General features: G+C 72.0%; 19 protein-coding genes and 1 pseudogene. 15 read left to right on the top strand and 5 right to left on the bottom strand.

All coding sequences use genetic code 11. The features are described from left to right. From B7X32_RS07295 to B7X32_RS07240, 12 genes are all read left to right on the top strand, one after another. On the top strand, positions 1-825 hold an 825-nt coding region (locus B7X32_RS07295; protein WP_292718066.1), incomplete at its 5' end, for a D-arabinono-1,4-lactone oxidase. 232 nt (positions 826-1,057) lie between these two features. Beyond that, complete coding sequence (locus B7X32_RS07290) at positions 1,058-2,170, top strand: LacI family DNA-binding transcriptional regulator (RefSeq protein WP_292718064.1); 1,113 nt, start codon at positions 1,058-1,060, stop codon at positions 2,168-2,170. Between the two features lie 255 nt (positions 2,171-2,425). Continuing rightward, positions 2,426-3,148, top strand: coding sequence for an L-ribulose-5-phosphate 4-epimerase (locus B7X32_RS07285; protein ID WP_292718062.1), 723 nt, complete (start codon positions 2,426-2,428; stop codon positions 3,146-3,148). 235 nt (positions 3,149-3,383) lie between these two features. Beyond that, positions 3,384-4,967 (top strand): FGGY-family carbohydrate kinase, encoded by a 1,584-nt coding sequence (locus B7X32_RS07280; protein ID WP_292718060.1) that lies wholly within the window; start codon positions 3,384-3,386, stop codon positions 4,965-4,967. A 78-nt stretch (positions 4,968-5,045) separates the two neighbouring features. Continuing rightward, positions 5,046-6,569, top strand: coding sequence for an L-arabinose isomerase (araA, locus tag B7X32_RS07275; RefSeq protein WP_292718058.1), 1,524 nt, complete (start codon positions 5,046-5,048; stop codon positions 6,567-6,569). Positions 6,570-6,607: 38 nt separating this feature from the next. Further along, positions 6,608-7,564 (top strand): aldose 1-epimerase family protein, encoded by a 957-nt coding sequence (locus B7X32_RS07270; protein WP_292718068.1) that lies wholly within the window; start codon positions 6,608-6,610, stop codon positions 7,562-7,564. Between the two features lie 81 nt (positions 7,565-7,645). Further along, positions 7,646-9,115 carry a hypothetical protein gene (locus B7X32_RS07265; protein ID WP_292718056.1) on the top strand — a complete coding sequence of 490 codons (1,470 nt, stop codon included), beginning with the start codon at positions 7,646-7,648 and terminating at the stop codon, positions 9,113-9,115. A gap of 303 nt (positions 9,116-9,418) precedes the next feature. Continuing rightward, positions 9,419-10,921, top strand: a complete 1,503-nt coding sequence (locus tag B7X32_RS07260) for a CoA-acylating methylmalonate-semialdehyde dehydrogenase (protein WP_292718054.1) — start codon at positions 9,419-9,421, stop codon at positions 10,919-10,921. A gap of 125 nt (positions 10,922-11,046) precedes the next feature. After that, positions 11,047-12,243, top strand: coding sequence for an acyl-CoA dehydrogenase family protein (locus B7X32_RS07255; protein ID WP_292718052.1), 1,197 nt, complete (start codon positions 11,047-11,049; stop codon positions 12,241-12,243). Beyond that, positions 12,240-13,124 (top strand): 3-hydroxyisobutyrate dehydrogenase, encoded by an 885-nt coding sequence (gene mmsB / locus B7X32_RS07250; RefSeq protein ID WP_292718050.1) that lies wholly within the window; start codon positions 12,240-12,242, stop codon positions 13,122-13,124. The genes B7X32_RS07255 and mmsB overlap by 4 nt, the downstream gene beginning before the upstream one ends. Positions 13,125-13,329: 205 nt before the next feature. Then, complete coding sequence (locus B7X32_RS07245; RefSeq protein ID WP_292718049.1) at positions 13,330-14,112, top strand: enoyl-CoA hydratase-related protein; 783 nt, start codon at positions 13,330-13,332, stop codon at positions 14,110-14,112. Positions 14,113-14,117: 5 nt separating this feature from the next. Then, positions 14,118-14,654, top strand: coding sequence for a putative immunity protein (locus tag B7X32_RS07240; protein WP_292718047.1), 537 nt, complete (start codon positions 14,118-14,120; stop codon positions 14,652-14,654). 65 nt (positions 14,655-14,719) lie between these two features. On the opposite strand, the gene B7X32_RS07235 is transcribed toward B7X32_RS07240, so the two are convergent. The 5 genes from B7X32_RS07235 to B7X32_RS07215 all read right to left on the bottom strand — a co-directional run bounded on the left by B7X32_RS07235 (position 14,720) and on the right by B7X32_RS07215 (position 17,214). Further along, positions 14,720-15,142, bottom strand: a complete 423-nt coding sequence (locus tag B7X32_RS07235) for an organic hydroperoxide resistance protein (protein WP_292718045.1) — start codon at positions 15,140-15,142, stop codon at positions 14,720-14,722. Continuing rightward, the gene (locus B7X32_RS07230) at positions 15,139-15,633 is read right to left on the bottom strand and encodes a MarR family transcriptional regulator (protein WP_292718043.1); all 495 of its coding nucleotides are present in this window, start codon (positions 15,631-15,633) and stop codon (positions 15,139-15,141) included. The genes B7X32_RS07235 and B7X32_RS07230 overlap by 4 nt, the downstream gene beginning before the upstream one ends. Before the next feature lie 111 nt (positions 15,634-15,744). Beyond that, positions 15,745-16,185, bottom strand: coding sequence for a YdeI/OmpD-associated family protein (locus tag B7X32_RS07225; RefSeq protein WP_292718041.1), 441 nt, complete (start codon positions 16,183-16,185; stop codon positions 15,745-15,747). Between the two features lie 10 nt (positions 16,186-16,195). Further along, positions 16,196-16,678 carry an SRPBCC family protein gene (locus B7X32_RS07220; protein ID WP_292718039.1) on the bottom strand — a complete coding sequence of 161 codons (483 nt, stop codon included), beginning with the start codon at positions 16,676-16,678 and terminating at the stop codon, positions 16,196-16,198. Further along, entirely contained in the window at positions 16,678-17,214 is a 537-nt protein-coding gene (locus B7X32_RS07215) for a MarR family transcriptional regulator (RefSeq protein ID WP_292718036.1), read from the bottom strand. The genes B7X32_RS07220 and B7X32_RS07215 overlap by 1 nt, the downstream gene beginning before the upstream one ends. A 252-nt stretch (positions 17,215-17,466) precedes the next feature. Here B7X32_RS07215 and B7X32_RS07210 point away from each other — a divergent pair, with 252 nt between their 5' ends. The 3 genes and pseudogenes from B7X32_RS07210 to B7X32_RS07200 form a co-directional block, all read left to right on the top strand. After that, positions 17,467-18,243, top strand: a complete 777-nt coding sequence (locus B7X32_RS07210) for an electron transfer flavoprotein subunit beta/FixA family protein (protein ID WP_292718034.1) — start codon at positions 17,467-17,469, stop codon at positions 18,241-18,243. Positions 18,244-18,245: 2 nt separating this feature from the next. Then, positions 18,246-19,226, top strand: coding sequence for an electron transfer flavoprotein subunit alpha/FixB family protein (locus tag B7X32_RS07205; RefSeq protein ID WP_292718032.1), 981 nt, complete (start codon positions 18,246-18,248; stop codon positions 19,224-19,226). A 2-nt stretch (positions 19,227-19,228) separates the two neighbouring features. Then, positions 19,229-19,872 (top strand): annotated as a pseudogene (locus tag B7X32_RS07200) (cytochrome b/b6 domain-containing protein); the annotation flags it as partial.

Below are 19,872 nucleotides of genomic sequence, written 5' to 3'. Positions count from 1 at the left end.
GTCCTGCGACGCGGCGATCCGGACTTCCCCGGGGCGGTCGTCTCGCTCGGAGCGCTCGGCGTGATCGTGGAGCTCGAGCTGGACGTCGAGCCCGCCTACGACGTGGCGCAGACCGTGCACGAGGGACCCGCATGGGATGCGGTGCTCGCCGCGTTCGATCGGGTCACCGCACTCGGCACGAGCGTCAGCATCTTCAGCCGCTGGACGGATCGCGACCGTGCCGACCAGCTGTGGATCAAGAACCGCGTGGGCGAGCCGGAACCCGACCGGGATCTGCTCGCGCGGCTCGGCACCAGCCCGGCGACGGTGCCGCGGCACCCGATCCTGGGTGCTCCGGCGGAGGCGTGCACGCCCCAGCTCGGCGAGGCCGGCCCGTGGCACGAGCGGCTGCCGCACTTCCGGCTCGCGTTCACGCCGTCGGCGGGGGAGGAGCTGCAGAGCGAGTACCTCGTGCCGCGCCGCGACGCGGTGCGCGCGATCGAGGCGATCCGCTCCCTCGCCGACCGGATCGCGCCGCTGCTCCTCGTGAACGAGATCCGCACGGTTGCGGCAGACGAGCTCTGGCTGAGCTCGTCCTACGGCGAGCCGGCCGTGGGCGTGCATTTCACCTGGCGCCGGGACCAGCCCGCCGTCGAGGCGCTGCTTCCGGTGATCGAGCAGGCCCTGCCCGACTCGGCGCGCCCGCACTGGGGCAAGCTCGCGACGCTCGATCCCGCCGAGATCCGCCGGCGCACGCCGCGCTGGGGCGACTTCGTCGCGCTCGCGGATCGCATGGATCCGGCCGGCCGCTTCCGCAACGCATATCTCGAGAGGCTCGGCCTGTAGCGCCTGGCGGCTCCGTGGCGGCCTGTAGCGTCTGGCGGCTCCGTGGCGGCCTGTAGCGCCTGGGGGCTCCGTGGCGGCGCCGGGTGGCAGTCGGCCGGGGTTCAGGTCGCACTTTCGGTTGCTCGGGAGGCCCCGAAGGAGCGGGAATCGCGACCCGAACCGCAGGATCGCGACCGGAAGCGGATCGGGCGGCCGCGGGTGGCGGCCGGCACCGGGCCGTACACTCGCAGGCGTGAGTGAGTCGAAGCCCCAGCGGGCCGTGGGGGTGCGCGATGTCGCCGCGCGGGCGGGGGTCTCGCGGCAGACCGTGTCGCGCGTGCTCAACGATCATCCGGATGTGGCGCCCGACACGCACGCCAGGGTCGTCGCCGCGATGGCCGAACTCGGCTACCGCATGAACAACGCTGCGCGGGCGCTGGGCACGCACCGCACGAGGACGATCGGGGTGCTCGCCTCGGACGCGCTCCAGTACGGACCCTCGCGGAGCATGGCCGCCATCGAGGCATCGGCGCGCGGGGCCGGGTACTGGATCACGGCGGCCTTCGCCGACTCCGGCGACGAGGCCTCGGTCACCGCCGCGATCGAGCACCTGCGCGCGCAGTCCGTGGACGGGCTGATCGTGTTCGCGCCGCATGCCCGCACGCTCGAGGTGCTCGACGCGCTGCGCATCGGGATCCCTGTCATCACCCTGCACGCCGCAGAGCGGTCGGACTTCTCCGTCGATCAGCGTGCCGGCGCGCGGGTGGCCGTCGCGACCCTCGCCGATGCAGGGCATGAGCGCATCGCGCACCTCGCGGGTCCGGCGGACTGGCTCGAGGCGGAGGCGCGTGCGGCCGGATTCGCGGAGGAACTCGCGGCGCGCGGTCTGCCCTCGGGTGCGGTGTTCGGCGGCGACTGGAGCCCGCGCTCAGGGCATGAGGCCGCGCGGGACGTGATCGCGTCCGGCGCGACGGCGGTGTTCGCGGCCAACGACCAGATGGCGCTCGGCCTCATCGGCGGCCTGCGCGCGGCGGGCATCGCCGTGCCGCAGCAGATCAGCATCGTCGGCTTCGACGATGTGCCGGAGGCGGCGTACGCCTGGCCGCCGCTCACGACCGTGCGCCAGGACTTCGAGGAGCTCGCGCGCCGCGCGGTCGCGCAGGTGATCGCGGAAAGCGGATCCGCGGTGGTCGCTCCGTCGGCTGGCGCGGACGCGGTGAGTCCGTCGGCGGGCGCAGGCGCGGTGGTCGCCGCCGGCCCGGAGGGTGGAGCGGGCTCGGAGGGGGGAGCGGGCTCGGCAGCCGGAGCGGCCCCGATCCCCCCGGTCCTGATCCTCCGCGACTCGGTGGTCCCGCCCCCGCTCTGAGGCCCTGTCCCCGGCGCCGTCCGGATCCGTTGCTTCAGGTCGCAATTTCGGCCGCCTGAGGGGTTGCTTGAGAGCCGAAAGTGCGACCGGAGCGTCGGGGTCGCACGCGGGCTGCGGATAACCGTCGAGGGGTCGGCGGACCAGCTGACACGGCGAACCCGGGGCAGGGTTGACGACGGGGCGCCGGGGTGTCACAATCTCCGTGACCGGTCACAGTCGTCCAGGAGCATCTCGGGCGCCACCGAGAGGATCCGCATGACCCGCTTCGCCCCCGAGATCGAGCAGGCGATCGACGCCGTCCGCGTCGACGTCACCCGGCTGCACGCCGAGCTCGTGCGCTACGGCCTCGTGGTCTGGACCGGCGGGAACGTGTCGGGCCGGGTCCGCCTCTCCGACGACGGCAGCGGCGACCTCTTCGTCATCAAGCCCTCCGGCGTGAGCTACGACGACCTGGCGCCGGAGAACATGATCCTCTGCGATCTCGACGGCGCGGTGATCCCCGGGACCGACGGCAGCGACCGTGCCCCCTCCAGCGACACCGCCGCGCACGCGTACGTCTACCGGCACATGCCCGAGGTCGGCGGGGTCGTGCACACGCACTCCACCTACGCCGTGGCCTGGGCGGCGCGCGGCGAGGAGATCCCCTGCGTGATCACCGCGATGGCGGACGAGTTCGGCGGCCCGATCCCCGTCGGCCCGTTCGCGATCATCGGCGACGACTCGATCGGCCGGGGGATCGTCGAGACCCTGCGTGGGCACCGCAGCCGTGCGGTGCTCATGCAGAACCACGGACCGTTCACGATCGGCGTGAACGCGGCGGACGCGGTCAAGGCCGCGGTCATGGTCGAGGACGTGGCGCGCACCGTGCACCACGCGCGCGAGGCCGGCCCGCTCATCCCTCTCGCCCAGGAGGCGATCGACCGCCTCTTCGCCCGCTACCAGAACGTGTACGGCCAGAGCGCGGACGCCCGCCGATGAGCGCGCCTCTCGCTCCCGTCCCCGCCCCGGCCCTCGTCCCCGCCTCGGCTCCCGTCCCCGCCTCGGCCTCCACCGCCGGTCCCGTCGCAAAAAGTGCCGGAAAACACACGGGAAAGCGGCGGATTTCGCGACGGGAGCAGCCTGCACGGGCGCGCACACCACGGGCGCGCACACCACGGGCGTGCGCACCACGGGCGCACACACCACGGGCGCGCGACGAAGGAAGGGGGCGCGGATGAGTGCGCGCGACGACATCCTCTCCGGCCGGACGAGCCTGGGGATCGAGCTCGGATCCACGCGGATCAAGGCGTGCCTGATCGGATCCGATCCCTCCGCGGTGCTGGCATCCGGATCCTCCGCCTGGGAGAACCGGCTCGTGGACGGGCTGTGGACCTACGGCCTGGACGAGGTCTGGGCAGGGATCCAGGAGGCCTACGCCGCGCTGGTCGCCGACGTGCACGACCGCTACGGCGTGCGGCCGAGGACGTTCGGCGCCCTCGGGGTCTCGGCGATGATGCACGGCTACCTGGCCTTCGACGCCGCGGGCGACCTGCTCGTACCCTTCCGCACTTGGCGCAACACGAACACCGCCGTCGCGGCCGCCGAGCTCACGGAGCTGCTCGGGGTGAACATCCCGCTGCGCTGGTCGATCGCGCATCTGCACCAGGCGGTCGTCGACGGCGAGGGCCACGTGCCGCGCATCGCGCGCGTGAACACCCTCGCCGGATATGTGCACGAGCGCCTCACCGGCCGGCACGTGCTCGGTGTCGGCGACGCCTCGGGCATGTTCCCGATCGACTCCGCGACGGGAGGCTACGACGCCGCCAAGGCGGGCGCATACGACGTCCTCGTCGCAGGACGGCTGCCCGCGCCCCTCACGGATCTGCTTCCCGCGGTGCTGTCCGCGGGTGCCGACGCGGGGGCGCTCACCGCCGAGGGGGCGCTGCTGCTGGATCCGACCGGATCCCTCGCGCCGGGAACCCCGCTCTGCCCGCCCGAGGGCGACGCCGGCACCGGCATGGTCGCGACGAACGCGGTCGCCCCGCGCACCGGCAACGTCAGCGCGGGCACGAGTGTCTTCGCGATGGTCGTGCTCGAGCGGCCGCTCGCCGGCGCGCACCACGAGCTCGACCTCGTGACGACACCGGCCGGCGATGCCGTCGCGATGGTGCACTGCAACAACGGAGCGAGCGAGCTCGCCGCCTGGGCGGGACTGTTCACCCGCTTCGCGGCGGCGGCGGGCGCACCGATCGGCGACGACACCGCCTTCGAGGCGCTGTTCCGCGAGGCGCTCGCGGGCGAGGCCGATGCCGGCGGGCTCCTGGCCTACAACCACCTCGCGGGAGAGCCCATCGCGGGCCTCACCGCGGGCCGCCCGCTGTTCGTGCGCACGCCGGACAGCGCCTTCACCCTGGCGAACTTCATGCGCGCGCAGCTCTTCGGGGTGTTCGGCACGCTCGCCCTCGGCATGCAGACCCTCGCCGCGGAGGGCGTGGAGCTCGACCGCATGTTCGCGCACGGGGGGATGTTCCGCACGGCCGGGGTCGCCCAGCGCCTCCTCGCCGGCGCGCTCGGTGCGCCGGTCGCGGTCGGCGAGGCGGCCGCAGAAGGCGGCGCGTGGGGCATCGCGGTGCTCGCCTCCTTTCTCACGCACGCGGACGGGCTGTCTCTCGGGGAGTACCTCGACCAGCGCGTCTTCGCTGCGGCGGTGCAGGAGGTCGCGGATCCGGATCCGGTCGACGTCGCGGGCTTCTCCGCCTATCTCGACCGCTACCGCGCCGGTCTCGCCGTCGAGGCCGCCGCGATCTCCTCCCTCTGAAACGCACGACCCCCTCTGGAAAGCACGACCCGACCGCGCGGCTCCTGCCGAGCCGCGGATCCGAACGGAAGAACCCCGATGACCCGCACCCCGCTCTCCACCACCCTCGACGGCTACGAGGTCTGGTTCCTCACCGGCAGCCAGCACCTCTACGGGCCGGAGACGCTCGCGCAGGTCGCCGAGCAGTCGCAGCGGATCGCCCGGATCCTGGACGGGTCGGACGAGGTGCCTGTACGGATCGTCTGGAAGCCCGTGCTCACCGACTCGGCCGCGATCAAGCGCATCGCGCTCGAGGCCAACGCCGATGAGCGGGTGATCGGGCTGGTCGCCTGGATGCACACCTTCAGCCCCGCGAAGATGTGGATCGCGGGGCTCGACGCGCTGCAGAAGCCGCTCGCGCACCTGCACACCCAGGCCGACGTCGAGCTGCCGTGGGCCGACATCGACTTCGACTTCATGAACCTGAACCAGGCCGCGCACGGAGACCGGGAGTTCGGCTACATCCAGACCCGGCTCGGCGTGCCGCGCAAGACGATCGTGGGCCATGTCTCGGATCCGCGCGTGCGGAGGGAGTTCGGCACCTGGCAGCGTGCGGCGGCGGGGCTCGCGGCATCACGCGACCTCAGGCTCGCGCGCTTCGGGGACAACATGCGCTTCGTCGCGGTGACCGAGGGGGACAAGACCGAGGCCGAGCTGCGCTTCGGCGTGCAGGTGAACACCTGGGGCGTGAACGATCTCGCCGCGGCGGTCGCCGAGGTCGAGGAGGCCGACATCGACGCGCTCGTCGCGGAGTACGAGGAGCAGTACGACGTGGTGCCGGAGCTGCGCCGCGGCGGCGGACGGCATGCGTCACTGCGCGACGGCGCGGCCATCGAACTGGGGCTGCGCTCGTTCCTGGAGGAGGGCGGCTTCAGCGCCTTCACCACCTCGTTCGAGGATCTGGGAGCGCTGAAGCAGCTGCCGGGCCTCGCGGTGCAGCGTCTCATGGCCGAGGGGTACGGCTTCGGCGCGGAGGGCGACTGGAAGACGGCCGTGCTCGTGCGCATCGCGAACGTCATGGGCGCGGGGCTGCCGGGCGGGGCGAGCCTCATGGAGGACTACACCTACGACATGACCCCCGGCGACGAGCTCATCCTCGGCGCGCACATGCTGGAGGTCTCGCCGTCCCTCACCACGCAGAGGCCGACCCTCGAGATCCACCCCCTCGGCATCGGCGGCAAGGACGACCCGGTGCGTCTGGTCTTCACCGCGGATCCCGGATCCGCGGTCGTCGTGGCGCTCAGCGACATGCGCGACCGGTTCCGGATGACGGCGAACGTCGTGGAGAACGTCGCACCTCGCGCGGCGCTGCCGAAGCTGCCCGTGGGGCGCGCCGTCTGGAAGCCCCGGCCCGACTTCACCACCTCGGCGGCCGCGTGGCTGATCGCGGGCGCCGCGCACCACACGGTGATGTCGACCGCGGTGGGGATCGAGGCGTTCCGCGACTTCGCGGAGATGGCCGAGGTCGAGCTCCTCGTGATCGACGAGGGCACGACCCTGCCCGAGTTCCAGAAGCAGGTGCGCTGGAACCAGGCGTACTACCGGCTCGCGCAGGGGCTGTGACGGTGGCGGATCCGGACCGTCCCCGTTCCGGACGACCGCTGCACATCGCGGCGCACGGCTATGCGGCGGACATCGCCTCGGTGGGGGCGACCCTGCGCACGCTGCGGTTCGAGGGACGCGACCTCGTGGTGCCGTTCGCGGCGGACGAGGTGCGACCGAACTATCGCGGCGCGACCCTCGCGCCGTGGCCGAACCGCATCGTCGATGGACGCTACGCGTTCGGCGGCGTCGAGCACCGGCTGCCGCTCACCGAGCCGGAGCGCGGTCACGCGCTGCACGGCCTCGTCGCCTGGAGCGAGTTCGCGGACCGGGTCGTGGATCCGGATCGCGTCGTGCTCTCGGCCGTCATCGAGCCGCAGGCGGGCTATCCGTTCCGCGTCGAGGTCGAGGTGGAGTACCGCCTGGACGCCGACGGGCTCACGCAGACCGTGACCGGGCGCAACCTCGGTGCCGAGCCGGCGCCGTGGGGCACGGGCCCGCATCCCTACCTGGTCGCAGGATCCGCGCCGGCCGCGAAGGACGGCGACGCTCGCCGCGCGCTGGATCCCGCCGCCCCGCCCGTCGACGGGTGGACCCTGCTGCTGCCGGCCTCTGCGGTGCTCACGGTGACCGCGGACCGGCTCAGCCCGGTCGCACGGGAGCCCGTCGAGTCCCATCCGGAATGGGACTTCCGCGCACCGCGGCGGATCGGATCCGTGTTCATCGATCACGCGTTCACGGCGCTGTCACGGTCCGGGGACGCTACGACGGTGGAGCTGCGGGGCCCCGACGGCGCCGGTGTCGCGATGGTGTGGGACGCCGCGTGCCCCTGGGTGCAGGTGCACACCGCGGACACTCCGGAGGCTCCCGCCACGCATCGACGAGGGCTCGCGGTCGAACCCATGACGTGCGCGCCCGACGCCTTCAACTCCGGGGCCGGCCTCGTTGTGCTGGACCCAGGCGGCGAGCATGCCGCGAGCTGGCGCATCCACGCCGTGCCGCCCGTCTCGCCCTGATCCGGGCGAGCGGAGCGGAGTCCTGGAGAACGGGGAGTTCTGCCCATCGAACTGACCCGCCCTGCTCGATAGTCTGACTCCATGGCTACCGAGGGGGAACCGCCGCAGGGCGGGCATGAGCTCGATTTCGGATCCGGGTCGAAGGACCCGACGCCGCCGGCAGTGGCACCCGCGCCGATGCCGCCGGGCGGAGACGCCGCGCCGTCCGCGCCCGCCACCCCGTCCGCTCCGCAGCAGCCCTCTCCGGCGCCGGAGCAGGCCTTCCCGCCTCCCGGACAGCCCTCTCCGACGCCGCCGTACGGTGCGCAGCCGGGCCAGCCGTATCCCGGGCAACCGGGCCAGCCGTATGGTGCGCAGCCGGGCCAGCCGTATCCCGCGCAGCCGGGCCAGCCGTACGGCGCCCAGCCCGGGCAGCCTTATGGCGCCCAGCCCGGCCAGCCCGGCCAGCCGTATGGTGCGCAGCCGGGGCAGCCGTACGGCGCCCAGCCGGGGCAGTCGTATGGTGCGCAGCCCGGGCAGCCCTATGGCGCGCAACCGGGGCAGCCGTACCCGGGCCAGGCCGCCGGCCCGCAGCCGCCGAAGAAGTCCTCGAAGGGCCTGCTCTGGGGCCTGATCGGCGGTGGCGCGGCGGTGCTGATCGCCGCGATCCTCGTCGTGGCGCTGCTCGTGGTGCCGGCGATCACCCGGTCCTCCGTGACGGCCGCCGATACGGTCAAGGCCTATCTGACCGCGCTGTCGAAGGGCGATGCGAAGACCGCGCTCGGCTACCTCGAGGGCGTGCCGAACACCGTGCTGCTCACCGACGCCGTGCTGAAGGAGTCGAACACCCTCGCCCCGATCAGTCACATCGCTGTCGTGAAGGGCGGGGAGGGCAAGACCACCGCCACCGTCATCGCCTCCTACCGGATCGGGGACAAGACGCTGTCGGCGGTGTCCTACGAGGTCTACCGGATCAAGGACGCCTGGAAGATCGCGAACGGCGTGAACCCGATCTCCCTGGACGCCCTGCACGGCCTCCACGCCACGTTCAACGGCGTGCGCACGGAGAACATCAGCAACGCCTACGTCTTCCCCGGCGCCTACAAGATCGCGCTGGACTCGAAGTACTTCTCGATCGACGGCGACGCGACCTTCACGATCGGCTCCCCGGAGGACGCCGCGGCGCTGTACGACGTGAAGACCGCGCTCAACGACGCCGGCGTCACCGAGTTCCGCTCGCTCGTGCGCTCCGCGGTCGAGGCCTGTGTCGCGATGAAGACGCTGTCGACGCCGTGCGGGATGGACATCACGGCGATCGACCTCTCCGGCGCCAGCCCCGTGGAGGGGACTGTCACCCGCACGCTCACCGCCGACGGCAGCGCCTCGCTCGACAACCTGAAGCCGGAGTCCGGCGGATCCTCGCCCACGGTCGTGTCCAGCTACGACTCGATCAGCGTCGACATGACGCTGCAGGGCAGCGACGGGCAGACGTACACGGTCACCTTCGGCGGCTACCTGAACACGCCGAGCGTCGACTTCGGCGCGGCGTCGCCGTCGGTCACCTGGCAGTAGTTCCCGCCTCGTCCGCAGAGAAGAGAGGACCCCCGCCGACCCGATTCGGCGGGGGTCCCGCGGTTCGTGACCGCGTGGGCGCCCGTGCGAGAAAGCCGGGCGCATCCCGTCGCGCGGGGAAGACGAGCACCCGATCCGGTCAGCGTCCGCAGCCCGCGCAGAGTCTGTTGTACGTGCCGAAGGTGGCCGGAAGGTGAACGGCCTGACAGGTGTCGATGAATTACATGGAACCCCTGCTAATTAGATGGACGACCATGTATTCTGGGTCCAGCGTCGACGACGACGCAGAACCAGGAGCACACGATGGTCCGCGACATCACCCACTTCATCGGAGGATCTCCGATCCCCGGCACCTCGGGACGTTGGGGGGAGGTGTTCGAGCCCTCGACCGGTGCCGTCCAGGCACGGGTCCCGCTCGCGAGCGGGGACGAGGTGCGTGCCGCGATCGCGAACGCCGAGGCCGCCCAGCCGCAGTGGGCGGCGACGAACCCGCAGAAGCGGGCGCGGGTGCTCATGCGCTTCCTCGAGCTGATCCGCGATGAGATGGACGACCTCGCCGCCCTGCTCTCGCGCGAGCACGGCAAGACGCTGGACGACGCCAGGGGCGACATCCAGCGCGGCGTCGAGGTGATCGAGTTCTGCGTCGGCGCCCCGCACCTGCTCAAGGGGGAGTACTCCACGGGCGTCGGAGCCGGCATCGACGTCTACTCCCTGCGTCAGCCGCTCGGCGTGGTGGCGGGGATCACGCCGTTCAACTTCCCCGCGATGATCCCGCTGTGGCAGATGGGGCCGGCGATCGCCGCCGGGAACGCCTTCATCCTCAAGCCCAGCGAGCGCGACCCCTCGGTGCCCGTGCGGATCGCCGAGCTGTTCCTGGAGGCCGGCCTGCCCGCAGGGATCCTCAACGTCGTGCACGGCGACAAGGAGGCCGTCGACGTGCTGCTCACCGACGAGCGGGTGCGCGCGATCGGCTTCGTCGGATCCACGCCGATCGCGGAGTACATCTACACGACCGCGAATGCGCACGGCAAGCGCGCGCAGTGCTTCGGCGGAGCGAAGAACCACCTCGTCGTGATGCCCGACGCCGATCTGGACCAGGCCGCGGACGCCCTCATCGGCGCCGGCTACGGCTCGGCGGGGGAGCGCTGCATGGCGATCTCGGTCGCCGTGCCGGTCGGCGAGGAGACCGCCGACGCGCTCGCCGCGAAGCTCGCCGAGCGCGTGGCCGCGCTCAAGGTCGGGCCCTCGCTCGAGCCGGGCATGGACTACGGCCCGCTCGTGAACCGCGCCGCGGTCGAGCGCGTGACCGACTACATCCAGCAGGGCGTCGACGCGGGGGCGGAGCTCCTGGCCGACGGGCGGGGCTTCTCCGTCGCCGGTCACGAAGAGGGCTTCTATCTCGGACCGACCCTGTTCGACCGGGTCACGACCGACATGTCGATCTACCGCGAGGAGATCTTCGGGCCGGTGCTCGTGATCGCCCGTGCCGCCGACTACGAGGAGGCGCTGCGGATGGCGTCGGAGCACGAGTTCGGCAACGGCGTGGGCATCTTCACGCGCGACGGCGATGCGGCCCGCGACTTCGTCGCCCGCGTGAACGTCGGCATGGTCGGCGTGAACGTGCCGATCCCCGTGCCGATCGCCTACTTCACCTTCGGGGGCTGGAAGCGCAGCGGGTTCGGCGACCTCAACCAGCACGGCGCCGACGCCTTCCGCTTCTACACGAAGACCAAGACGGTCACCTCGCGGTGGCCGGCCGCGGGCGTCCGCGAGGGCGCCAGCTTCGTCATCCCCACGATGCACTGACCCTTTCCTGGTCGTTGAGCGAGGACGCGAAGCGACCGAGACGAAACGCGGTTCGTCCGCGAGGTCGCCGCGTTTCGTCTCGCTCCGCTCGTTCGACGAGCGGTCTGACCCACGAGGAGCACACCATGACAACCGTCGCCACCCCGACCACGATGACCAGCGAAGAGCGCGCCGCCATCCTCGGCGCCGTGCGCGAGTTCGCCGAAACCGAGCTCGCGCCGTTCGCCGCCGAGCGCGATGAGAAGCACCTGTTCCCGCGCGACACCCTGATGCGCGCCGGCGAGCTCGGACTCGGCGGGATCTACGTGCGCGAGGAGTCCGGGGGCACCGGGCTCGAGCGCGTCGACACCGTCGCGATCTTCGAGGAGCTCGCGAAGGGCGATCCCACGATCGCCGCCTACATCTCGATCCACAACATGGTGGTCTGGATGATCGACGGCTACGGCACCGACGCGCAGCTCGCGCGCTGGATGCCCGAGCTCATCGCGATGGAGGGGCTCGGGAGCTACTGCCTCACCGAGCCCGGAGCGGGATCCGACGCGGCCGCGCTCGCGACGAGCGCGACCCGCGACGGCGACGAGTACGTGCTGACCGGGGTGAAGCAGTTCATCTCCGGCGCCGGCGAGGCCGCGGTCTACATCGTGATGGCCCGCACCGGGGCTCCGGGATCGCGCGGCATCACCGCCTTCCTCGTCCCCGGCGACGCGGAGGGGCTCAGCTTCGGTGCGCCGGAGAAGAAGATGGGCTGGCACGCGCAGCCCACCCGCCAGGTGATCCTGGACGGCGTGCGGGTCCCCGCGACGAACATGCTGGGATCCGAGGGGCAGGGCTTCGCGATCGCGATGAGCGCCCTGAACGGCGGCCGCCTAAACATCGCCGCCTGCTCGATCGGCGGCGCGCAGTGGGCGCTGGACCGTGCCGTGCAGTACGTGCACGAGCGGGAGGCGTTCGGCGAGCCGCTCGCCGAGAAGCAGTCGATCCTGTTCGCCGTCGCCGACATGCGCACGGATCTGCAGGCCGCGCGGCTCATGGTGCGCGACGGCGCGCAGGCCGTCGACGAGAAGGCGCCCGACGCGACGATGCGCTGCGCGATGGCCAAGCGGTTCGCGACGGACGCCGGCTTCGACGTCGCCAACAGGGCCCTTCAGCTGCACGGCGGGTACGGGTACCTTCAGGACTACGGGATCGAGAGGGTCGTCCGTGATCTGCGGGTGCATCAGATCCTGGAAGGGACGAACGAGATCATGAGACTCATCGTCGGGCGCGAGATGCTGCGCCCCTCCGGATCCGCGTCGATGCGTCAGGGGGCGGTGGCGTCATGACGCGGATCGCGTTCCTCGGGCTCGGCCACATGGGTCTGCCGATGGCGAAGAACCTGCTCGCCGCGGGGCACGAGGTGATCGGCTTCGACGTGGTGCCGGCCGCGGTCGACGCCGCCTCGGCTGCGGGGCTGCCCGTCGCGCAGTTCGGGGTGGACGCCGTGGCCGGGGCGGAGGTCGTCATCACGATGTTCCCCGCGGGCAAGCACGTGATCGCCGCGTATCAGGACGGGCTGCTGGCCGCGGCCGACCCAGGGACGCTCTTCATCGAGAGCTCCACGATCGCCGTCGACGAGGCGCGCGCCGCGCATGAGCTGGCGATCGAGGCGGGGCACCGCAACATCGACGCGCCGGTATCCGGCGGCGTCGTCGGGGCCGAGAACGGCACGCTCGCCTTCATGGTGGGCGGATCCGACGAGGACTTCGCGGCCGCGCTCCCGCTGCTCGAGACGATGGGGAAGCGCATCGTGCACTGCGGCGGCCCTGGTCTCGGTCAGGCCGCGAAGGTCTGCAACAACATGATCCTCGGCATCTCGCAGATCGCCGTAGCGGAGGCGTTCGTGCTCGGCGAGCGGCTGGGCCTCGAGCACCAGGCGCTGTTCGACGTCGTGTCGCAGGCGTCCGGCCAGTGCTGGTCGATCACGACGAACTGCCCCGTGCCGGGCCCCGTGCCGACGAGCCCCGCCAACCGCGACTACCAGCCCGGGTTCGCGGGGGCGCTCATGGCGAAGGATCTGGGGCTCGCGCTGCAGGCGATCGAAGGCACCGGCACCGACGCGCAGATGGGCCGGCTCGCCCAGCAGATCTACGCGACGTTCGCCGCCGGCCCCGGCGCCGCCCGCGACTTCTCCGGGATCATCACCGACATCCGCGACGCGTCCTGACTCGCACCCGCTCTCGCCCCCGCCCCCGTTCCCTGACCGCGAGACTCCAACTGGGCGACGAGACTGCACGATTTAGGCGCAGTCTCGTCGCCCAGTTGGAGTCTCGCGGCCCCCCCGCCCGCCGAACCTGGGCGAGGGGGACACCGTCCGTTCACCGACATCGGAGATACTGGAAGCGCCACGAAGGTGCGGCGAAAGGATGACCATGACCACGAACGAGTACGAGACGATCCTCACGGAGCAGCGCGGACGAGTCGGCTGGATCACCCTGAACAGGCCCCAGGCGCTCAACGCGCTGAACTCGCAGGTCGCCGAGGAGGTCACGACCGCCGCCACCGCGTTCGATGCGGATCCGGGAGTCGGGGCGATCGTCGTCACCGGTTCGGAGAAGGCCTTCGCCGCGGGTGCCGACATCAAGGAGATGGAGGCGATGTCCGCCGCGGAGATCACCGCGACCGACCACTTCGGCGTGTGGCGCGACTTCGCCGCCGTGCGCACCCCGGTCATCGCCGCCGTGTCCGGCTTCGCCCTGGGCGGCGGATGCGAGCTCGCGATGATGTGCGACATCATCCTCGCCGCGGACAACGCGAAGTTCGGTCAGCCCGAGGTGAACCTCGGCGTCATCCCCGGCATGGGGGGCACGCAGCGGCTCATCCGCGCGGTCGGGTACTACAAGGCCGCCGAACTCGTGCTGTCGGGGCGGATCATCGGCGCCGAGGAGGCCGAGCGTGCGGGCCTGGTGTCGCGCATCGTGCCGACCGCCGACCTGCTCGCCGAGGCCTCGACGCTCGCCGAGACGATCGCGGCCAAGTCGCTGCCGTCGATCATCGCCGCGAAGGCGGCCCTCGATGCGGCCATGGAGACCACGCTCGCCGTCGGACTCGACATCGAGCGCGAGGCCTTCGCCTCCCTGTTCGACACCGTCGACCAGAAGGAGGGCATGGCCGCCTTCCGCGAGAAGCGCCCGCCGCAGTTCGTGAACCGGTGATCGCCGTGGCCGATATCCGCTCCCTCGGATCCTTCGCGGATCCGTCTCGTCAGGGCGCCTCGGACCGCGAGGATCCGGCGTCGAACGTCGTGCCGCTCTTCGCCGACGGCGCGCTGCCCGACATCGACGATCTCCGCCTCTCGGAGGACGACCGGCGCGAACTGGTCGGCTGGACCATCGCCTGCGCCGAGCGGCTCCTGCCGCTCTTCCAGGCCGAGCGGCCCGACGACGACCGCCCGCACCAGGCCCTCGCGGCCGCCGAGGCGTTCCTGCGCGGCGAGCTCGACATCGACGCCGTGCGGGAGAAGGCGTTCGCGTGCCACGAGGCCGCGCGCCAGGCGCAGGATCCGAGTGCCGTCGCCGCCGCCCGGGTGTGCGGGCAGGCGGTCGCCGTCGCGCACCTCGCCGGGCACAGCAGGCAGGTGCCGCGGCACACGGCACGGGCGTTCCCCGGCGACCGCTCCCGCCGGGACGAGGAGCTCGCCTGGCAGCGCATGAACATCCCCGACCGCTTCGACGCCTACGTGTACGACGGCGACTGAGCCCTCTGGTTTACCCCGGCGGCGGCCCGCACCGGCGGGCGACGGTCGCGATCCGCGTCGCGGTGTCAGTCCTCCGAGACGACGACCGTCACCTCGATGTTCCCGCGGGTCGCGTTGGAGTACGGGCAGACCTGGTGCGCGGCGTCTGCGAGAGCCTGCGCCTGGGACCGCTCGAGCCCGGGGAGGACGACGTCGAGGCGCACCGCGAGCTGGTAGCCGCCCTGGCCGTTCGGGCCGATCTGCACGCGGCCGGCGACCGAGGAGTCGGAGATCGAAACCTTCTGCGCACGGGCCACGGACTGGAGCGCGGAGTGGAAGCACGCGCTGTATCCGGCGGCGAAGAGCTGCTCGGGGTTCGCGCCCTCGCCCGAGCCGCCCATCTCGCGGGGGATCGCGAGGTCCAGATCGACGCGACGGTCGGTCGTGACGACCCGTCCGTTGCGGCCGGCTCCCGTCGCGATGGCTTCTGCGGTGTAGAGGACGTTCATGAGCGATCTCCTTCTGATCGAGGTGCGGATGGTCGAACGGGTGAGGGCTGCGGTGCGCCGGCGGCGGCGACCGCGTGCATGGAAGACGAGATCGTGTGCAGTCTGCGGATGAGGTCCTCCGCGCTCGTGCGGTCGGGGAGGGCGAATCCCTCGGCGATCTGACGAGGGATCTCGCGGAGCTCCTCGCGCAGTCGGCGGCCGTGAGGGGTCAGGCCGATCGAGACGACGCGCTCGTCGGAGGAGCGCCGTTCGCGCACGATCAGATCACTGCTCTCCATGCGGCGGAGAAGGGGGGACAGTGTGCCGGAGTCGAGCTGCAGGCGGTCGCCGAGCGACGAGACCGTCTGCTCGCCGTCCAGCCACAGCGTCACGAGCACCAGGTACTGCGGGTAGGTGAGACCCCAGGGCTCGAGCAGGGCGCGATAGGCCTGGGTCGTGGCGCGGGTCGCGGCATAGAGCGCGAAGCACACCATCTCGTCTGTTGCAGTCATGCGAGAAGCATTGCACACAAGTAAGTTGTGCACAACTTAATGAGGAGAGCCATGACCGACGGACCCGGATCCTGCCTCGTCGGTTCGAGCGGGGTTCGGTGCGAGCCGCGGTCAGCCGCGCAGCTCGTCCAGGGCCTTGGCGATGCGACGGTCGCGGGTCGCCTCCTGCTTGGCATCTGCGACGGACGCCGCGATCTCCTTGCGGCGGGTGAAGCTGAGCGCCTCGTAGGCGGCGGTGAGACCGGCGCCGGCGAGGGCGGACGTCAGTGCATCCGGCACGTCGACCGTGCGCTCGGCGATGTCCGGCGCGATCACCGCATCGAACTCCTCGCCGAGTTCGATGCCCATCGCAGCGCGGTTCGCCTTGCTGAAGCCGATGAGGTTCTTGCCGCCCATGCGCGCGAGGCGCAGACGTGCGGTGTTCTCCCCGATCGTCACCGCGACGGGGAAGGCCTTCGCGGTGCTGATCTCGGCGACCTGCCCGTCGGTGAGCACGATGGCGCCCGCCGGGCCCATGGGCTCGAGGACGGTGCGGATGCGGAGTTCGCTCATGCCGGCCAGCCTACGACTGCTCCGCCAGCGCGGCGATCGTGTCATTGCGCTGCTGGATGAGCCGGATCAGGTGCCGCCTCATCACGAGTGCGTCGACGATCCGCCCGACCGGCCCGAACGGCGAGCGGAACACGATCTCGTCGCGCATGAGCGTCGCGTGCTCGCCGGGCTCTTCGGGAGTCCCAGGGGCCGGATCCGGCTCGAACGTGTGCCGGTGCCGGAACTCGGCGAACGGGCCGCGGAGCTGCCGGTCCGAGAACGCGCGCGGCTCGTCCACGTCGAACACGAGCGAGGTCATCCGGAAGCGGATCCCGAAGTGTCGCGCATCCCACGTCACCGTGTCGCCCTCCGCCATCCGGCCGGAGCGCACGCCGTCGGCGATCCGCTCGTCGTGCGCCGTCATGGAGTCGACGTGCACGCCGACGTCCAGGGAGAGGGCGAACACGCGCTCGACCGGAGCGGCGATCGTCCGCTCCAGGACGAAAGAACCCATCAGAGCGGATCCGGCTGCGGACGCGGATCCGCGAAGTCGCCGGCCGCCTTGCGCATGCGCGCCACGATCGCGACGAGATCCGCCGAGTCCTCGGAGGAGATGCCGGGGGCAGCGAACACCTCGTCGTTGAGCGCCGTGGTGGCGCGTTCGACGAGCTCGCGTCCGGTCTCGGTCAGCTCCAGCAGCGCCGCACGGCCGTCGTGCGGGTCACGGTGCCGGGCGATGAGCCCGTCGCGGACCAGCCGGTCCGCGGTGCTGGAGACGCTGGTCGCATGCACCTGGAGGCGGGCGACCACGCTCGACAGCGGCAGCGTGCCCGTGCGGCTGAACGCGAGCAGGCGCAGCACCTCGTAGCGCGCGAACGACAGCGCGAACGGGCGCAGCGTGGCGTCCACCCGCGCGAGCAGGAGCTGCTGCGCACGCATGACCGAGGTGACCAGCGACATGCCGTCCGCGGCGTGGTCCCAGCCGTGCGCGAGCCACTGCCGCTTCGCCTCGGCGAGAGGATCGACGGGCAGGGGGTGCGGACGGGCCATTCCCCTACGTTACCGGGGCGGGAATCGGATCCGGATCCGTGGGGAACAGGCGTGTTCGTAGCGCTCCGCCAAGGCTCTGCGGGCTGGGCGGCGTCCGGGTTGGAGGGTTGCGCCAGGGTGTGTCGGACGGAGTCCGAAGCGGTCGGATCCTGGCGCGGCCCTGAGGTACGCTGGCACCACGTTATCGCCCGGTAACCGGGGCGATTCCGCCCGCGGCCGGACCGGCCGATCGAGGTCGCGTGAGGAGGCTCGATGAAGATCTTCGTCCTGGTGAAAGAGGTGCCCGACACCTACGGGGACCGCAAGCTCGACCTGGAGACGGGTCTGGCCGATCGCGGCGCCGGAGACGTCGTGCTCGACGAGATCACCGAGCGCGCGCTCGAGGTCGCACTGAGCCATGCCGACGCCAACCCCGGGACCGAGGTCGTGGCGCTGTCGATGGCTCCCGAGTCGGCGACCGCGTCGATCCGCCGGGCGCTCGCGATCGGCGCCGGATCCGCGGTGCACGTCGTCGACGACGCCCTGCGCGGCGCCGACCTTGGTCTGACCTCGGCGGTGCTCGCCGCGGCGATCCGACGGGGTGAGCCCGATCTGGTGATCACCGGCAACCTCTCCACGGACGGATCCGGAGGCGTGATCCCCGCGATGCTCGCCGAGCACCTCGGCTACGCGCAGGCGACGGCCCTCAGTGCCGTGACCATCGGCGCCGACGCCGTGGCCGGCACCCGCGCGACGGACTTCGGATCCCAGCAGGTGAGCGCGCCGCTGCCGGCCGTGATCTCGATCACCGAAGCGCTGCCCGACGCGCGCTTCCCGAACTTCAAGGGCATCATGGCGGCGAAGAAGAAGCCGCTCGAGGTGCTCTCCCTCGCTGACCTCGGCATCAGCGCCGATCCGGCGGAGGCGCCGCAGACGATCCTGACCGCGGTGGCCGAGAAGCCGCCGCGCGCGGCGGGTGTGAAGATCACGGACGAGGGCGACGCGGCCGCGCAGCTCGTCGAGTTCCTCGCGCAGAACAGGCTGGTGTGACCATGGCGTATCCCGAGAAGGCGATCCTCGTCCTCGTCGACGTGACTCCGGCCGGTGCCGCCGCGCCGTCGACCGCGGGCCTGCTCGGCGCCGCGGCGCAGCTGGGCGCACCGGTCGCGCTCGTGGCCGCTCTCGCCGGGACCGCGCAGGCGGCGGTCGACGCCGCCAGCGCCGCGGGTGCGCAGGTCGTGCTCACCGCGGACATCGACGGCGGAGTCGTCACGGTCCCCGTGGTCGACGCGCTGCAGGCCGCGTACCGTGCGGTCGGCCCCGACGCGGTGCTCGTCTCGAACTCGATCGCCGGCCGCGATGCCGCCGCCCGCCTCGCCGTGCGCGAGCACCTGGCGCTGTCGGTCGACGCGATCGGCGTGTCCCGCGACGACGAGGGCGTGGTGGCGCACCACTCCGTCTACGGCGGGGCGTTCCTCACCGACTCCGCGCCGACCTTCGGCGCTCCCGTGATCACGGTGCGTCAGGGCGCGATCGACGCTCGCGCCGAGGCCGTGGCCGATGCCCGCGTCGAGGCGCTCGCCGTGGAGGCGTCCGGTGCCGCTGCGGCGGCCGGGGAGCCCGTCGAGGCCGTCGAGGCGGCGTCGTCGCGGCCGGAGCTGCGCGGCGCGAAGGTCGTCGTCTCGGGAGGGCGCGGACTCGGATCCAAGGAGAACTTCTCCCTCGTCGAGGATCTCGCCGACGAGCTCGGCGGCGCGATCGGCGCCTCCCGCGCCGCCGTCGACGCGGGATACATCCCCTACGCGCACCAGGTGGGCCAGACCGGCGTCTCGGTCTCGCCGCAGCTCTATGTCGCGCTCGGCATCTCGGGGGCGATCCAGCACCGCGCCGGCATGCAGACCGCCAAGACGATCGTCGCGATCAACAAGGATCCCGAGTCGCCCATCTTCGACGTCGCGGACTTCGGCATCGTGGGCGACCTGTTCACGGTCGTGCCGCAGGTGATCGAGGCGCTGCGGGCGCGGAAGAAGTAGCGATGACGACCGTGCGCAGGGGACTGCCCCGCACCCGCGGAGGCGAGGCCTGGCCGCCCGCCGGGGTGATCGTGGCGGGCGCGGAGGCGGCTTCGGGCGCCGTCACCCCCGTGGTCGTCGAGAGGGAGAACGCCGCTCCGAGCGCTCCCGCGGCAGCGGAATCCAGCTCATCGTCGCCGAGTTCGGCGTCGGGGATGGAGAACGCCGCTCCGCTGGTCGGCGGGGATGCGAAAAGCATCTCGGCGTCGGCGGATCCGGCGCGCGAGGTCGCCGGCGCGGCAGCAGCCGGATCCGCTCTGCGTCGTGGCCTGCCGCGCGTCGCGGGTGGTGAGCCCTGGCCTCCGGCGGGCGCCGCGCCCGCCCTCGTGACGAACCCGGCCGCCCGGGCCGTCGAAGGATCCGCGGCCGTGGCGCCGAGCACCGCGAGTGCCTCGGAGATAGAGGCCTCGCCGGAGGCCGCTGCGGCAACCCCCGCAACGGCGGCCGCGTCGAGCGCCCACGCATCCGCGGGCGCTCCGGCTGCGACCGGATCCGCCCTGCGCCGCGGTCTGCCGCGCGTCGGTGGGGGAGAGCCCTGGCCTCCGGCCGGGACTGCCGTCGTGGCTCGCAGCGCGGTCGAGCCTTCTTCGTCCGAGGCGACGGAGGC

It is taken from the genome of Microbacterium sp. 13-71-7 (genome assembly GCF_002257455.1).
Lineage (GTDB): Bacteria > Actinomycetota > Actinomycetes > Actinomycetales > Microbacteriaceae > Microbacterium.
This window is presented reverse-complemented; position numbering and strand designations above follow the sequence as displayed.

Coding starts and splice junctions, on each gene's coding strand:
- B7X32_RS07235 (WP_292718045.1), bottom strand. CDS start 15,142: ATGAACGTCCTCTACACCGCAGAAGCCATCGCGACGGGAGCCGGCCGC.
- B7X32_RS07245 (WP_292718049.1), top strand. CDS start 13,330: ATGACCACGAACGAGTACGAGACGATCCTCACGGAGCAGCGCGGACGA.
- B7X32_RS07285 (WP_292718062.1), top strand. CDS start 2,426: ATGACCCGCTTCGCCCCCGAGATCGAGCAGGCGATCGACGCCGTCCGC.
- mmsB (WP_292718050.1), top strand. CDS start 12,240: ATGACGCGGATCGCGTTCCTCGGGCTCGGCCACATGGGTCTGCCGATG.
- B7X32_RS07265 (WP_292718056.1), top strand. CDS start 7,646: ATGGCTACCGAGGGGGAACCGCCGCAGGGCGGGCATGAGCTCGATTTC.
- B7X32_RS07230 (WP_292718043.1), bottom strand. CDS start 15,633: ATGACTGCAACAGACGAGATGGTGTGCTTCGCGCTCTATGCCGCGACC.
- B7X32_RS07255 (WP_292718052.1), top strand. CDS start 11,047: ATGACAACCGTCGCCACCCCGACCACGATGACCAGCGAAGAGCGCGCC.
- B7X32_RS07280 (WP_292718060.1), top strand. CDS start 3,384: ATGAGTGCGCGCGACGACATCCTCTCCGGCCGGACGAGCCTGGGGATC.
- araA (WP_292718058.1), top strand. CDS start 5,046: ATGACCCGCACCCCGCTCTCCACCACCCTCGACGGCTACGAGGTCTGG.
- B7X32_RS07225 (WP_292718041.1), bottom strand. CDS start 16,185: ATGAGCGAACTCCGCATCCGCACCGTCCTCGAGCCCATGGGCCCGGCG.
- B7X32_RS07220 (WP_292718039.1), bottom strand. CDS start 16,678: ATGGGTTCTTTCGTCCTGGAGCGGACGATCGCCGCTCCGGTCGAGCGC.
- B7X32_RS07260 (WP_292718054.1), top strand. CDS start 9,419: ATGGTCCGCGACATCACCCACTTCATCGGAGGATCTCCGATCCCCGGC.
- B7X32_RS07210 (WP_292718034.1), top strand. CDS start 17,467: ATGAAGATCTTCGTCCTGGTGAAAGAGGTGCCCGACACCTACGGGGAC.
- B7X32_RS07205 (WP_292718032.1), top strand. CDS start 18,246: ATGGCGTATCCCGAGAAGGCGATCCTCGTCCTCGTCGACGTGACTCCG.
- B7X32_RS07215 (WP_292718036.1), bottom strand. CDS start 17,214: ATGGCCCGTCCGCACCCCCTGCCCGTCGATCCTCTCGCCGAGGCGAAG.